Genomic DNA, 14,496 nt, shown 5'->3' with positions numbered 1-14,496 from the left:
CCGCCCGGCGACGCGCTTCGCCTGGGTCGAGACCGTGGTCCGAGACCCCAGCTAGGCTTTTTGCCCGTAGCTCGCCCGAGGTGAGTGTCCGAAAAGGGCATGAAGCTGCCAGTCCGCTTCCGGCCCCAAAGTCGCCGGACTGGAATGCGCCTGAAGTCGGGCGTTGAGGTCGGCTTTGCATCTGCCCGAAAGCAGACATTCCCGACGACCACGGGCTTATTTTGGTTGACGTCGTCAAGGCGCCGGTTCATGGCTGCCCTCAGCAGCACGCCGGACGGATCGCGAGATGACCACGCCCTTCCTCAGTCGAGTCGCCCATCCGGACCATCTCAGCGCGGCAGGTCAATTTCATCGCCTCGCGTCCAAACAAACTCGGCGGGCGCGGCTATGTCACTTAGACCGTGGACGGAATGCGCCGACCGTCGATGTTGAACAGATGGAGCTGCGTCAGGTCCGGCGCGAGGAAAACATGCTGACCTGGCGCTACACGAATCCGCTCGCGCAGCAGTGCGCTTAGCGTGTTGTTGCCGGCTTTGGCAACGATCAGGGTTTCCGCGCCGGTCGGCTCGACCACTTCGACCACGGCCGGCACACCGCTGTCGGCCAGCCTGAGATGTTCGGGCCGGATGCCCCACGCGAGGGCAGTTTCCGTCTTTTCGAATAACGGCAGAGGGAAAACCGTGCCGTCGCTGGCGGTAAAGCCCTCCGCTGTGGTGCTGCCCTGCAAAATGTTCATCGACGGCGAGCCGATGAACTGTGCAACGAACAGATTGGCCGGCCGATCATATAGGTCGAGCGGGGCGCCAACCTGTTCGACGACACCGCAATTCATGACGACGATCTTGTCGGCCATGGTCATGGCTTCGACCTGGTCGTGGGTGACATAGACGATGGTGGTTCCCAGGCGCTGGTGCAGCGCCTTGATCTCGGAGCGCATCTGCACCCGCAGCTTGGCGTCGAGATTGGAGAGCGGCTCGTCGAACAGGAAGACTTTCGGGTCGCGTACGATGGCGCGCCCCATGGCGACACGCTGGCGCTGGCCGCCGGAAAGCTGGCGGGGATAGCGCTCCAGCAGATCTTGCAGTCCAAGAATCGTGGCGGCGCGCATGATCTTGGCGTCGATGTCGCCCTTGTCGGTCTTCTTCAGCGTCAGGGCGAAAGCCATGTTCTCGCGGACCGTCATATGCGGGTAGAGCGCATAGTTCTGGAATACCATAGCGATATCGCGCGATTTTGGCGCGATGTCGTTGATAACCTTGCCGTCGAGCGCGATCTCGCCGGCGCTGATGTCTTCAAGGCCGGCGATCATCCTTAGCAAGGTCGACTTGCCGCAACCGGACGGCCCGACAAGGATGACGAACTCGCCCGCCGCGATTTCCACCGACACGCCGTGGATAACCCGCGCCTTGCCATAGGCCTTATCGACACCCGATATGGTTACCGCACTCATTGGTGTTTTCCCTCAAAAAGAGACCTTATCGCCGCCCTTGAGCTGCAGGATCTGCCGCGCCTCATCGGGGGTGGCGACCGAGGCGCCGAGCCCCTCGATGATCTGGCGAACCTTCTTCACTTGCTCGGCGTTGGATTCTGCCAGCTGGCCCTTGCCGATCCACAGCGAATCCTCCAGCCCGACGCGCACATTGCCACCCAGCGCGATGGCCTGGGTGGCGATCGGCAATTGACTGCGGCCGGCGCCCAGCACGGACCAATGATAGTCATTGCCGAACAGGCGGTCGGCGGTGCGCTTCATATGCGCGACGTCCTCCGGATGGGTGCCGATGCCGCCCAGTATGCCGAACACGCTCTGGACGAAGAACGGCGCCTTGACCAGGCCGCGCTCGACGAAATGGGCAAGCGTATAAAGGTGGCCGATGTCGTAACACTCGATCTCGAAACGCGTGCCGTTTTCCGAGCAGGTGCGCAGAATGTGCTCGATGTCACCAAAGGTGTTGCGGAAGATGCGGTCGCGGGAGCCTTCCAGATAGGGGCGCTCCCAATCATGCTCGAATGTCTTGAAGCGCTCCAGCATCGGATAGAGTCCGAAATTCATCGAGCCCATGTTGAGCGAGGCAACCTCCGGCGCGAAGGTCGACGCCGGCTTGACCCGCTCCTCGACGGTCATCGTCGCGGCTCCGCCGGTGGTGATGTTGACCACGCAGTCCGAGCGCTGCTTGATCACTTTCAGGAAGGGTGCGAAGGCTTCGGTCGACTGGTCGGGCCGGCCATCGGCGGGATTGCGCGCATGCAGATGGACGATGGCCGCACCCGCCTCGGCCGCGCCGATCGCGGCATCGGCGATCTCCTGCGCGCTCACCGGCAGATGCGGCGACATTGACGGCGTGTGGATCGAGCCGGTAACCGCGCAGGTGATGATGATCTTGTTCTGGTTCGCCATTTCAAAGGATCCTGTTTGACGCGCGCCTATTTAACCGCGCCTTGGGTGATGCCGGAGATGAACTGCTTCGACAGCACGATATAGAGCAGGGTGATCGGCAGGGCGGCCAGCGTCAGCCCAGTGAACAGCACCCCCCAGTCGGTGGTGAATTCCCCGACGAAAACCGTGAGGCCCTGCGGCAGCGTCTTGAACTTGTCCGACGTGATCAGCACGAGCGGAAAGAAGAAGTCGTTCCAGATCGGCACCGCATTCTGGATTGCGACGATGACCAGGGCCGGGCGCGCCAGCGGCAGCATGATCGAGCGCATGATGCGAAATTCGCTGGCGCCGTCCATGCGCGCCGACTCCTCCAGTTCGCGCGGCAAGGTCCTGAGAAAGCCGGTCATGATGAACACCGCGGAGGGAATGCCCATGGCAACATAGACCAGCACCAGGCCGGCATAGCTGTCGACCAGGCCAAGCGAATCCAGCTGGATGAACAATGGAATGATCGCCAGTTTCAGCGGCACCGTCATGCCGCTCAGGAAGAACATCAGCACCAGCGCGCTCAGCCTGAACTGGTAGCGGGCGATGGCATAGGCGGCCATGGTGCTGAACAGAAGGATCAACGCTACCGCGGCCAGGGTGATGCCGAGGGAATTGGCGAGGTAGCGGACGAAGTTGGTTTCGCTCCACACACGCTCGGCATTGGCCAGCGAAAAGTGCGCGGGCAGGGCGAAGGGCGAGCTGAAGATCTCGGCATTGGTCTTGAAGGACGACATCACCATGACGAACAGCGGATAGATCATAATGATGGCGTTGATTGCCAGCATCAGCTGGATGGCGCCGTTCTTCAACAGCTCGCCGCGTTCCCTGGTGCCGACCGCTGCGCTCACAGTTCGATCTCGCGACGGCGCAGATAGCGAAGCGCGATTGCTGTGACGCCGGCAACGATGATGAACATCATCACGGCCAGCGCGCTGCCTTGGCCAAAATCCTGGATGCCAGTCGTCGTCGAGCCGAAGGCGGTGCGGTAGAAATAGAGGCCGAGGACATCCGTAGCGCCGCCGGGCGAACCAGTGAGGCCGGCCATGACATAGGGAATTTCGAACCAGTTGAAGCTGCCGATGAAGGTCAGGATGGTGACGATGGTGACGCTCGGTGCAATGAGCGGCCAGATGATGCGCGTCATCAGCACATAGTCGCCGGCGCCGTCGAGACGAGCGGCCTCGATCACTTCCTTGCCGACGCGCTGCATGCCGGCGAGCAACACCAGTGTCGGGAAGCCGAGCCAGTGCCAGACATTGGCGAACAGGACGCTGCCGAGCGCGGTGTTTTCATTGCCGAGCCACGGGATGGCGCCGATGCCGACAAGCGCCAGCGTCTGGTTCACCAAACCAAACAACGGATGCAGGAACAGTTTCCACAGGAAGCCGACGATGACGGCCGACAGCACGACAGGCAGAAAGACGATGACCTGGTGGATCCGGTGACCGGGCAGCGCCTTCAGCAATGCGTAGGCAAGCAGGAAGGCGGTGCCGTTCTCGAACACCATCAGGGCCACGAAGGCGATGATGTTGTGTTTCAGCGCATTGTAAGTCCAGCCGCTATAAGGCTGTTCGAACAGCACCTTGCGGAAGTTTTCGAAGCCGATGAATCCGGTCGGCTGCAGGCCGTTGAACTCATAGAAGGCAAGGCGGAAGGCCGAGAGCAGCGGCCAGAGCACGAACAGCACCATGACCACCAGGGCCGGTGTCAGCAGGGACGCGATCCAAAGTGACCGGCGCCACGGAAAGGCTTTTTTCGTGTGGCGCCGGCCGCTGTTCATGTCACTTGCCCTGGAAAGGCTTGTACCATTTGGCGAGGCCGTTGGTCAGGTCGGCGGCCAACTGGTCCGGGGTGATCGAACCCGACATCATCTTGGTGATGTCGCCCTGCAGCAGCTCCGATCCTGTCGGCTTCTCGAAACGGAAGTAGACGACATTGATATGCGGCATGGCGGTTTCGTTCAACTTGGCGACGTGGGCAAGGAGCTCGTCCTTGATGACGACGCCCTTGATCGGCGAGATGTTGCCGAGCAAGGCGGAGAACTTGTCACCGAACTCCTTGGTGCCCATCCAGTTGACCAGCTTGAGCGCGGCCTCCTTGTTGGCCGACTTGGCGTTGACGGCATAGCCGCCGTCGAAGAACTTGGTCACCTGCGGCGTATCGCCGGCCTTGGCCATGGGGGGCGCGACGAAGTCCATGTTGATGGCCGGGTTCTGGGTCCGATAGCTGGCGATATCAAAGCTACCGCCGGCCAACATCGCCGCCTTGCCGCTGATGAACAGCTGGCCGGCGGTGTCGTAGTCAATGCCTTCGAAACCGGGCGGCATGTAGTCGCGCAGTTCGAGCAGCTTGCCGAGGGCCGCGACATAGCGCGGGTCCTTGAAGGTGGTCTTGCCCGATGTCAGGTCGCTCACAAAGTCCTGGCCGAGGAACGGGTTGGTGAAGATGGCCACGAACATCTCGTTGAACCAGCTGGTGCCCATGCCGTTGGCCAGTGGGTAAATACCCTTGTCCTTCAGCGCCTTGCTGACGGTGATGAACTCATCCCAGGAGGTCGGCGGCGTCAGTCCGGCCTTGGTGAAGACGTCCTTGTTGATGAACAGGCCGAGCGTCTGCGAGGCGAAGGGCAGGGAATAGACCTTCTTGTCGGCGCGGTAGGTGCCGGCTACCAGCGCATCGGCGGGCTGGTTGGCGAGCGAAGGCACCGTGGTCAGATCCTGCGGCTCGAAATAACCCGCCTTCACGAACTGCTCCAGCCAACCGTAAGCGTGGGTGTGGATGACGTCGCCGCCCTTGCCGGCGGCCAGCGCCGTCGAGACGATGGTCGGATAGTTCTCGTCCGGGAAGGACTCGAACTTCACATGGATGTCCGGGTTGGCCTTGGTGAAATCGGCGAAAAGTTCGTTGTAGGCGGCCTTGTCTTCCTGGCGCCAGGTCCAGAACGAGATGTCGGTGGCATGCGCCACGCTGGCTGCCAATCCCCATGCCAAAGACGCGGCCGCGAGAGCCAGCCCAATCCTTCTCCTGCTCATGTTGCAATCTCCCAATCGCGCTTGATGCGCTTTTTACGACGATTATCAAATCATAGTTCTTGCCGTCTGGAAAGATAGTTTGTAAAGTTTCCTAACTAATTGGGATCGGACGCGGCAACCTCGCTTCGTCCCGGCTTGCGCGATGGCTATCGGTGACCCAGAAGATCATTGCAGGCGTTGATATAGGCGGCACCAAGACACGCATCATGGCGTGCCTGGGCGAGCGCATGATCGCCGACGAGGTGCTGGTGACGGAGAGCTGGCGCATTCGCCAGATGGAGACCGATGCCGATACGCTGGCTGGGATCGTTGCCGGGTTGTGCGGCGGCGTCGCCCCCGCTGCGCTAGCCGTCGGCGCGCATGGCTGCGACACGGATGAACAGTGCCTTCGTTTCCAGGCGTTGCTCTCCGGCAGGACCGGCGGTGCAGTGCAGGTGGTCAACGATGCCGAGCTGATGGTTCCCGCCGCCGGCTATATCGATGGCATCGGCGTCGTCTCCGGCACAGGCTCCATCGCGGTGGCACGGACAGTCGATGGCAAGATGCTGGCAGCCGGGGGCTGGGGCTGGATCCTTGGCGACGAGGGCAGCGCGCCGGCCCTGGTGCGCGAGGCGGCCAAGGCGATCCGCCATAGCCTCGACCGGGGCAAGGATGGCGACCCGCTGATCGCCGCGCTGATGCGCGAACTCGATACCGACGACCAGACCAAGCTTGGCATCCTGCTCAATGAAACACGCGGTGCGGCGGTCTGGGGCCGTTACGCCAATGCCGTGTTCGACGCGGCGTTCGCCGGCTCGGCTCTGGCTGTCCGGGTCATCAGGGAAGGCGGGGCAGGGTTGGCCGCATTGGTCGAACTCTTGATCGACCGCGGCGCCAATCCCGCCCTTGTCGTGGCTGGGGGCGGTGTCATCTCGGAGCAGCCAATGCTGATGGCGGCATTCGTCGAGGCCATGGCAAAGGTCTCGCCGTCGAGCCAGATCGTGCTGCTGCGCGAGCCGCCGGTGCTCGGCGGCGTCGCCTTGGCCCGGCGGCTGCTCGTCGGCCAGGGGCTATCCTCGCACATTGGAGTTGTTTGAATGATGAAGCGTATCGGCTATCGCCCGGCGGTGGCGCGCCAGACGGAAAGTCTCGAGATTGGCCGACGCTCGGTAGCAGAGGCGCTGGAGAGCCTCGATCTCGCTACCTTTGTCGGCAAGACGATAGGGCTTGCCGGCATCGGCGCCAGCTATCAGGCGGCCCTCGCCGGCGCGCTTTATCTGCGCGCCTCCGGCATCAGGGCCTTCGCCTATACGCCGACCGATCTCTATGGTCGCACGGACGCGGCCGCCGATGCCTTTATCGCGCTGTCAGCCTCCGGGCAGAGCCGCGAGATCTCCGATGTCATGCGCGAGGCGTCGGGCTCGCCGCGCCTGGCGATCTGCCGTGGCAGCGACAATCCGCTGGCTGATCTGACTGGCGCGGTGCTCGCCACGGATTCGGGCGCCGACAATGGCGCCAGCTCGACCGGCTATACCGGGACCTTGCTGGCACTTGGCATGCTGATCGACCGGCTGGCCGGCAACAGCTTCGACTGGACTCGTTTGCCCGGCGCGGTCGCCACCCTTCTCTCCGGTGCGGAACACGTTGCCGGACAGGCGGCACGGCTGCTGCAGGGCAGAACGTCGATCGATATCGTCGGTGCCGACACCGGCTTCGCCAATGCCGGCGAGGCGGCGATGCTGGTCCGTGAGGCGGTCCGCGTGCCGGCCTCGGGATGGGATACCCTTAACTATCTGCATGGACCGATGGAATCGCAGGATGCGGCGACCGGATTGATCGCCATCGGCGATGGCCGCGAGGTCAAGATCGCGCAGGACATGTCCGGCTTCGGCTGTCCTTCCGCGCTGGTGACGAGGCGCACCGATGTCGCCGGCGCCGAAATGCTGGTGGTGATCTCCCTTCCGACCCTCGGCAACGCCATGGCGGACGCCATATTGGAAATCATCGCCATCCAGCTTGTCGTCGGCGACATGCAGGACGCGGCCGGCCTTACCGACATCACTTTCCGCTATCGCCAAACCGACACCAAGCTTAAGCCGTGGTCGCCGACGGAAGTCTGACGTCCCTATCCGGACAGGTGGAAATTGCCAAACCGGCTAGCAATGGGGCATTGAGAGAGGAATACGGCTTTCGAGTCGGGGCGGTGATCGCGCTTTCTCCGACTGAGACAGGATTTCAGGCAAAGGTCGAACGGCTGAGATGGCGGCTGCGGAAATCCCCAATCTGACCGAGAGCGCCCGCGCCGTGCTGCGCCTGCTCGCTTCGCATGGGCCGGTGACACGGCCGAAGCTCGGCGCCATGCTCGACCTGTCGAAGCCGACCATGTCGGCCGCCGTGTCGGAACTGAGCACGCTCGGCCTCGTTGCCTCCCGCGGTCTGGAACGCGGCGCCATTGGCCGCACGGCGACGATCTACGGCATCGGTCCGGGTGCGGGCTACGCGATTGGCATCGATGTCGGCGCCGCCCAGGTGCGGGCGATTGCCTATTCGATGGACACACAGAAGCTTGCGTCGGCGGAAGAACCCATTCCAGACGGCAAGGCCGGCGATGCCGACCAGGTGGGCGCCATCGTCCTGTCGGTGGCGCATGCCACAATGGCCAAGGTCGGCAAGAGTTTTCGCGCGCTGCGCGCCATTGCCGTGGCAGTGCCGCGCATTGTCTCCAACGATCGTTTCGATCGCCCTGGCGGGCCGTCCGCAGTGCTTGGCCTGCTGCGCCGCAGCATCGCGGTCCCGATCATACTGGAAAACAACGTCAACTGCGCGGCCATTGGCGAAATGCATTTCGGCGCCGCGAAAGGCCACCAGACCTTCGCCTTCCTGCAGGTTGGCGTGCGGGTCGGCCTCGGCTTCATCACCGAGGGGCGTCTGTTTCGCGGCGCCGGCGGTGCGGCCGGCGAAATTGGCCGCATGCCGTTCCCGTGGTCAGCCAGCGAGACGCCCTATCGTGAGGGGCTCGAACATTATCTCGGCTCACGGGCGCTGATCGAGCGCTGCCGTGCCGACTGGCCCGCCGGGGAGGGCGCACCGCCGGACTCGGCCAAAGGTCTGTTCGCGCGCGCGCTTGAGGGGTCACGGCCGGCCATGATGGCCGTCGAGCGTCATGCCGCCGATATCGGCAGGCTGGCGGCCGGCTGCATCGGCATGCTTGACCCCGGGTTGATCGTGCTTGGCGGCGGCGTAGGCCGAAACCCGTTGATAACGGAAAGCGTTGGAAACGTTGCGGCGGAACTCGCATGGCCCACACGGATCGCCGTCAGTTCGCTTGAAGATGGCGGCACGGCGCTGGGTGCCATGAAACTGGCCGTCGACTACAGTCTCGGACTGATGTTGCGCGAAGGCCGCCATCCGGCTGTCGTTCTGCCGCCATTGTCCGGGTTGCAGGCGGACGCAAGGGATAGTTGAGGAGAAGGCAGGCGCGGAGCGCCTGCCTTCGATGCGGGATTACGCAGTGCCCATACGCGGCCGCAGCGACTTCGCGCGTCCGGGAAGCCACGGCATTGACCTTGGCGGTTGCCTTGGGGGATGCTTCGGTGACCGCGTCAGGTCCCTTTGGAGACGCCTTCGATGCGGATGACGTCGATATCGGTCATACCGACAAACCGAGTACGCTGGGCAGGTGAGGAACGGCATGGTCGAATTGGACGGCAGCGCCTTTGGAATAGATTCCGCCGGAATCCAGCACGAATAGACCTTCTTGCCGGTGAGGCCCTTGGGACCGTGCTCGCTATGGACGAAGCTCTTGCCGGAGCGGGGGTGCCCTTGCCTGGCGCTAACCCGCGATACGGGGCAGGCGGTCATTTCGGCGCGAATAGGAATGTATCGGTCCGTGAGATTGGTGAGCGCTAGCGCGCTATCATCGAGGTCGTCGCGGAAAACATCGAGCCGGTAGCCAACTGCGTGGGAGATCGAAAAGGCCTTGCGCCTGCAACTTACCTCAAACAAGAGGAGACAATTCACATGAAAGCCATCGTAGTGACGGACCAGGCTGCGGGAATGGCCGGAATGACGCTGGTGGAGCGGACCGAACCACAGGCGGCCATAAACGACGTCGTGGTACAGGTTCATGCGGCGGGTTTCGTCAACACTGAACTGGAGTGGCCTTCGACCTGGGCGGATCGGGCCTTCCGTGACCGGACGCCGTCGATCCTCGGCCATGAGCTGGCCGGAGTGGTCACTGCACTGGGTTATGGCACGACGGGGCTGTCAATCGGTCAGCGGGTGTTCGGCCTATCAGACTGGCATCGCGACGGCACACTTGCTGAGTACGTCGCCATGGAAGCACGCAATCTCGCGCCATTGCCCAGTGATGTCGACTTCGAGGTGGGGGCCAGTCTGCCGATCTCGGGCCTGACGGCATGGCAGGGCCTGTTTCAGCACGGCCACCTTCAGTCAGGACAGAGCGTGCTCGCGCATGGCGCCGCCGGCGCCGTCGGCTCGGTGGTGACGCAGCTTGCGCGGGAGGCCGGCGCCTATGTCATTGGCACCGGTCGCGCCGCCGATCGCCGGAAGGCGCTCGACTTCGGCGCAAACGAATTTGTTGACCTCGGGAACGACGCCCTGGAAGACATTGGCGGCGTCGATCTGGTGTTCGATGTCATCGGTGGCGATGTCCAGAAGCGGTCCGCCGCGCTGATCCGGGCCGGAGGAACGCTTGTGACAGTCGTCGGCCCGACGAATATTCGACCAGCAGATGGCCAGGCGATCGACTTCGTCGTCGAGGCTGATCGCGCGCAGCTATCCGAAATGGTTCACCGAATTCGGGACGGAAGACTGCGGACGAACATCGGCAAGGTCTCAGCCCTGGGCGATGCCGTGGACACGTTCAACTCGGCTGAGCGGCGCACGGGGAAAACGATCATCCGCGTCCGTCCGTGAGGACTCGGGGAGAGAGCGCGTTCTCCCGCACGCTTTACCTCGCCGCAAGAGGCTCGGAACAGGTCCGAGTTTAATGTGCAATCAGAACCGCAAGCTAAGATCGATCTTGGTGCCTTGGTCGACCACGCTGCCGCCGAACTCCGCGGAATAGGAGAAGCCGAGCGTCGCGTTGTCCGACATCTGCATCTCGATGCCTGCGTCGATCACCGCTGCGTCTCCGGCGATCGGCACGCCGGCGATAGTGAAGGCCTCGCCACCGGCGAAGGCCACGGTTGACAGGGGCGTGGTATCGCCAAAGGCATGACGCCAGCCGAGCATGGCGCGTGCGGTGGCGCTGACGTTGCCCAGCATCAGTTCGGTCGAGCCGCGCAAGCCGAGCGTCGTGAAGGTGGCATCCATGGTCGAGCCGGTGCTGGTCAGCGCCGCCGGGCCACCGGTCTCGGTGAAGTCGTCGCTGTGCACGCCGACATAAGCGAGGTTGGCGAACGGCTCGAGCTTGAAGCCGTTGCTGATATCGACCTTGTAGGCGAGTTCGCCAAAGACTTGCGCGATGCCGGCATCGTAGTCGGACGACAGGCCATCGGCAAAACCGTTGAACGCAATGGAACGATGTGTCGATAGACTGCTCCAGCTATATGCGGCACCGCTGCGGAAGGCGATGGCACCCCAATTGGTGCCGCCATAGAGGCCGAGATGGTAGCTGTCGGCGTTGCCGGAGGAATTGCGGTTGCCGGCATCGAAGGAGGAATGGCTGTACCCGCCGAGCAAACCGACACGCCAGCCGCCCACCAGCGTGTCGGCGCCAGCCAGCAGGCCGCCGGTGGAGCGGTCGAGGGCGGCGGCATTGCCGTCGCCATCGGTCTTGCCCCAGGAGCCAAAGGCCTGGCCCCAGACGGCGAACCGGTCAGTGTCGGCGGCAGCCATTTCGAGACCGCCTTCGCCATAGGTCATCACCGGCAGCGCGGCGGAGCCGGCATCCCCGAAAGCGGCACGAATGCGGCTGTTTGCGGCGTCGCGGACAAAGCGGCTGTCCTCGACTAACATGCCTTTGGCGGATGCGACGATCTCGCCCGACAACTGGTCGAAGGCATCGCGGGCGGCCGCCACCGTCGGCAGCACTACGATAGCGTCATGGATGGGATTGCCACTGCCCACGCTTTCAGCGCCATTGCCTGCGGCGATCTGATTGAGCGTCTGACCCGCATCGGCGAAATCGCGCACCTTCGTCACATCGAGATAGGCGTTATCGGCGTCGTAGCTGTCCGTCATCGACAGGAACGCGGTGTTGGTGATGCCGGTGATCGAGGCGAACTCCGTGCCGCCGAGGCCGCCAGCGGCGGTCAGCACCTTGAATTGCCCCACACGGGGGCCGTTGACGCTAATCGCCAACGTGGCCCCGCTCAGATCGGCCACGCCGGTCACCCTGGCGAACGACGACGTCACGGGATCGACGAACACCTGGTAAATGCCACCGTTAAAGTTGAGATCGCCGGAAACCGTAACGAAGCTTCCCGGCACGCCCGACCCCGGCGCGAACACCCCACCGCTAATGAGAGCGTCGCCGACTGCGCCGGTTCCCTTCAGTGCCCCGCCTTCATTGACGGTAATCAGCGACGATGATCCGAGCGAGCCATTTACGATTAGCGTGCCGCCATTGACATTCGTCGCGCCGGTGAAGCCCGAACTGTCGGCGGTCAGCATGGTGGTGCCGCTGTAATGGTCAAGGCTGTGCGTGCCGACACCAGTGCTGGCTAGGGCTGCGGAGAATTCGTAGGCGGCGCCGGCATGGTTGAAGACCAAACTGCCGACGCCGTCGCCAAAATTCAACAGCGCGGCATCCAGCGTTCCCGGTGCTGCGGCCGGATTGCCCGCCGCTGCCCCGATCACAAGCGTGCCGGTGCTGGTAGCGTGGTCAGCTATCGAGACCGCGCCCGCGCCGCTGGTGCCCACGCGAACCGTTCCGCCATCAGAGATAGCGAGTACGCCGGTGCCGGCATCACCGACATGGAGCTCAAGAGAATTCTCCCACAGCGCGCCGGCCCCCGAGACCATTCCCCCACCAATGCCGCCACTGTTGGTGCCGATATAGCCAGACTTGTTCTTGACGGTGCCGCCCGCGCCGACATTGAGCGCGCCGGTTCCGGAAACGCCAACAATGAGAATGTTGGAATTCTGCCACAGCGCACCTGCTCCCGCGACCGTCATGGTTCCATTGCCGGTGCCTGCCTGACCGATATTACCAAACGTACTCTTGACGGTGCCGCCCGCCCCGATTGTGAGGGCGCCAGTGCCCACATAGCCGACACGAAGACCCGTGGAAATGTACCACAGCGCGCCTGTCCCCGCGACCGTCGCGAGCCCATCGCCGGTACTGCTTGTGCCGATATAGCCATCCCCGCTCTTGACCGTGCCGCCGGCCCCGACACCAAGCCCGCCGGTGCCGTTATTACCGACATTGAGATCGAGAGAACTCTCCCATAACGCGCCTGTCCCGGCGACTGTCACAGTGCCGTTACTGGTGCTACCGGTACCGATAAAGCCGTACGTATTCTTGACCGTGCCACCTGCGCCGACGTTGAGCGCGCCGGTTCCGGAAAAGCCGACATTGAGAGCGTGGTAATTCTCCCAAAGCGCGCCCACACCAGCAACCGTCGCAGTGCCACTGCCGGTGCTGCCGGAGCCGATATAGCCATAGCGGTTCGTGACCGTGGCGCCCGCCTCGACATTCAGCGCCCCGATGCCGTCATGTCCCACGTGAAGATCGTAGGAATTTTCCCAACGCGCGCCAACGCCTGAGACCGTTGCCATGCCATTGCCGGTGGAGCCCCAGCCTATGTAGCCATAAGTATTGGTGACGGTACCGCCCGCCGCGACATCGAGCGTGCCGGTGCCATGATTGCCGACACTGAGTTCCTGGGAATTCTGCCACAGCGCCCCAGCCCCTGAGATCGTTGCGGTACCATAGCCGGTAGTGCCCCAGCCAATATAGCCATACGAATTCTTGACCGTGCCATCCGCCCCCACATTGAGCGTGCCGGTCCCGGAAATACCCACACTGAGTTCCTGGGAATTCTCCCACAGGGCACCCGCGCCCGACACAGTTACCGTACCATTGCCGGTGCCGCTGCTGCCGATATTGCCGAACCCGTTCGTGACCGTGCCACCCGCCCCGACGGTGAGAGCGCCGACGCCGTGCGTACCAACGTAGAGATCACCTGCGACGTGCAGATCAGGCGGAGCTGTCACGGTCGTATCGTCGATGATCATCTGGGCGATGGCGGATGTTGGCGCGAGCGCCGCCGCGACCGCCAGCACCAAACACCAGCCGTGACGTCGCCCATAGACGCTTGGCCAGCGGACCATCCATGCGTCCGCAGGGTGGAGGATGCAGCCGTACCCCTCGCGCATAGTCTCGTCGGCCATTTGATGCGATCTCCGATTGAGAAAAGAACCTGGCTTGCAGCAATGCGTCTGAGGCGGCCCGCTATGGCTTGACCTTCCCAGGCTCGACGACGAGTGACGGTGCCTTGGGTGGAGGACCGGAGCCGGCGGGCTTGACCGGAACGGCAGCAGGCGTCTCCGGGGCTTGCGGGCCGCCTGGCGTGAGGTTGACCGAGACGCCGTAGATTTTCCATTGCCGGTTGACGGGCTCAAACAGCAGCTCGAAATTTACCTTTAGCGGAGCTGACGGGAAGAAGCCCGCCATGTGCAGCATGCCGTTCCGTTCGATCTGCGGCAGCAGGGTCAGTTGCGGCTCGAGCACCGCGACGGCGCTGAAATCGAGCCCCTGGTTGCGCTGGCTGGCGAAGATATCGCCGAGCTTGGCAGCACTGTTTGCCTGGAAGTTCGGCGAGCCGAGATCGCGCAGCACGGTGTAATTGCCGGTCTTGTTCGCCTGGTCCAAGGCCAGCAACGCACTCCTTGTCAGAATCAGCACACCATTGCGATCGATGTCGGCGGCCTGAGCCGCCTTCTGGCCGACGCGCTTTTCCTTGGCCTGCGCGTGGGCGGGGAACGGCGGCCCAGCGATCGTCGCGAGTGCCAGAATGGCGCCGGCAACGATCGCCCCCCGCCCAAGACAGCTTGGCCGCACGCCGGTCCGCCATATGCGTGCGATCGGCACTG

11 protein-coding genes and 1 pseudogene are annotated in these 14,496 nt (G+C 63.3%); 4 read left to right on the top strand and 8 right to left on the bottom strand.

Annotated elements, in window-relative coordinates:
• Positions 1-394 precede the first annotated feature (394 nt).
• From LB564_RS28730 to LB564_RS28710, 5 genes are read right to left on the bottom strand one after another with little or no spacing between them, the layout of a single operon-like run.
• Positions 395-1,450: an ABC transporter ATP-binding protein gene (locus tag LB564_RS28730; protein WP_140707484.1), complete on the bottom strand. Its 1,056-nt coding sequence runs from the start codon at positions 1,448-1,450 to the stop codon at positions 395-397.
• Between the two features lie 12 nt (positions 1,451-1,462).
• Positions 1,463-2,395 (bottom strand): 3-keto-5-aminohexanoate cleavage protein, encoded by a 933-nt coding sequence (locus tag LB564_RS28725; RefSeq protein ID WP_140707485.1) that lies wholly within the window; start codon positions 2,393-2,395, stop codon positions 1,463-1,465.
• A 26-nt stretch (positions 2,396-2,421) separates the two neighbouring features.
• Complete coding sequence (locus tag LB564_RS28720) at positions 2,422-3,270, bottom strand: carbohydrate ABC transporter permease (RefSeq protein WP_140707486.1); 849 nt, start codon at positions 3,268-3,270, stop codon at positions 2,422-2,424.
• Positions 3,267-4,202, bottom strand: a complete 936-nt coding sequence (locus LB564_RS28715) for a carbohydrate ABC transporter permease (RefSeq protein WP_140707488.1) — start codon at positions 4,200-4,202, stop codon at positions 3,267-3,269. Before LB564_RS28715 ends, LB564_RS28720 begins: the two co-directional genes overlap by 4 nt.
• Before the next feature lies 1 nt (position 4,203).
• Positions 4,204-5,454, bottom strand: a complete 1,251-nt coding sequence (locus LB564_RS28710) for an extracellular solute-binding protein (RefSeq protein WP_140707490.1) — start codon at positions 5,452-5,454, stop codon at positions 4,204-4,206.
• A 152-nt stretch (positions 5,455-5,606) separates the two neighbouring features.
• Between LB564_RS28710 and LB564_RS28705 the strand changes: the two genes are divergently transcribed.
• From LB564_RS28705 to LB564_RS28695, 3 genes are all read left to right on the top strand, one after another.
• Positions 5,607-6,530 carry a BadF/BadG/BcrA/BcrD ATPase family protein gene (locus LB564_RS28705; protein WP_140707492.1) on the top strand — a complete coding sequence of 308 codons (924 nt, stop codon included), beginning with the start codon at positions 5,607-5,609 and terminating at the stop codon, positions 6,528-6,530.
• Positions 6,531-7,553 (top strand): SIS domain-containing protein, encoded by a 1,023-nt coding sequence (locus LB564_RS28700; protein WP_140707494.1) that lies wholly within the window; start codon positions 6,531-6,533, stop codon positions 7,551-7,553.
• 139 nt (positions 7,554-7,692) lie between these two features.
• A complete protein-coding gene (locus LB564_RS28695) occupies positions 7,693-8,898 on the top strand; it encodes an ROK family transcriptional regulator (protein WP_140707496.1) in 1,206 nt (401 codons plus the stop codon).
• A 58-nt stretch (positions 8,899-8,956) separates the two neighbouring features.
• On the opposite strand, the pseudogene LB564_RS28690 reads toward LB564_RS28695, so the two are convergent.
• Positions 8,957-9,246, bottom strand: a pseudogene (locus LB564_RS28690) (NAD(P)H-dependent oxidoreductase); the annotation flags it as partial.
• Positions 9,247-9,453: 207 nt separating this feature from the next.
• On the opposite strand from LB564_RS28690, the gene LB564_RS28685 reads away from it, so the two are divergent.
• On the top strand, positions 9,454-10,371 hold the full coding sequence (locus LB564_RS28685) for an NADP-dependent oxidoreductase (RefSeq protein ID WP_224542484.1): 918 nt from the start codon (positions 9,454-9,456) through the stop codon (positions 10,369-10,371).
• Positions 10,372-10,452: 81 nt separating this feature from the next.
• Here the strand turns inward: LB564_RS28685 and LB564_RS28680 are convergent, their stop codons facing one another.
• Positions 10,453-13,794, bottom strand: coding sequence for an autotransporter domain-containing protein (locus tag LB564_RS28680; RefSeq protein WP_140707500.1), 3,342 nt, complete (start codon positions 13,792-13,794; stop codon positions 10,453-10,455).
• 61 nt (positions 13,795-13,855) lie between these two features.
• The gene (locus tag LB564_RS28675; protein WP_411910173.1) at positions 13,856-14,488 is read right to left on the bottom strand and encodes a hypothetical protein; all 633 of its coding nucleotides are present in this window, start codon (positions 14,486-14,488) and stop codon (positions 13,856-13,858) included.
• Between the last annotated feature and the right edge of the window lie 8 nt (positions 14,489-14,496).

Source organism: Mesorhizobium sp. ES1-6, assembly GCF_020164775.1.
GTDB lineage: Bacteria > Pseudomonadota > Alphaproteobacteria > Rhizobiales > Rhizobiaceae > Mesorhizobium.
Note: the sequence above shows the minus strand (reverse complement) of the source record. Positions and strands in the feature narration are given on the sequence as shown.

Excerpts from the sequence above, each read along its gene's own strand:
- LB564_RS28730 (WP_140707484.1), bottom strand. The coding sequence starts at position 1,450 with ATGAGTGCGGTAACCATATCGGGTGTCGATAAGGCCTATGGCAAGGCG.
- LB564_RS28725 (WP_140707485.1), bottom strand. The coding sequence starts at position 2,395 with ATGGCGAACCAGAACAAGATCATCATCACCTGCGCGGTTACCGGCTCG.
- LB564_RS28715 (WP_140707488.1), bottom strand. The coding sequence starts at position 4,202 with ATGAACAGCGGCCGGCGCCACACGAAAAAAGCCTTTCCGTGGCGCCGG.
- LB564_RS28710 (WP_140707490.1), bottom strand. The coding sequence starts at position 5,454 with ATGAGCAGGAGAAGGATTGGGCTGGCTCTCGCGGCCGCGTCTTTGGCA.
- LB564_RS28700 (WP_140707494.1), top strand. The coding sequence starts at position 6,531 with ATGATGAAGCGTATCGGCTATCGCCCGGCGGTGGCGCGCCAGACGGAA.
- LB564_RS28695 (WP_140707496.1), top strand. The coding sequence starts at position 7,693 with ATGGCGGCTGCGGAAATCCCCAATCTGACCGAGAGCGCCCGCGCCGTG.
- LB564_RS28685 (WP_224542484.1), top strand. The coding sequence starts at position 9,454 with ATGAAAGCCATCGTAGTGACGGACCAGGCTGCGGGAATGGCCGGAATG.
- LB564_RS28680 (WP_140707500.1), bottom strand. The coding sequence starts at position 13,794 with ATGGCCGACGAGACTATGCGCGAGGGGTACGGCTGCATCCTCCACCCT.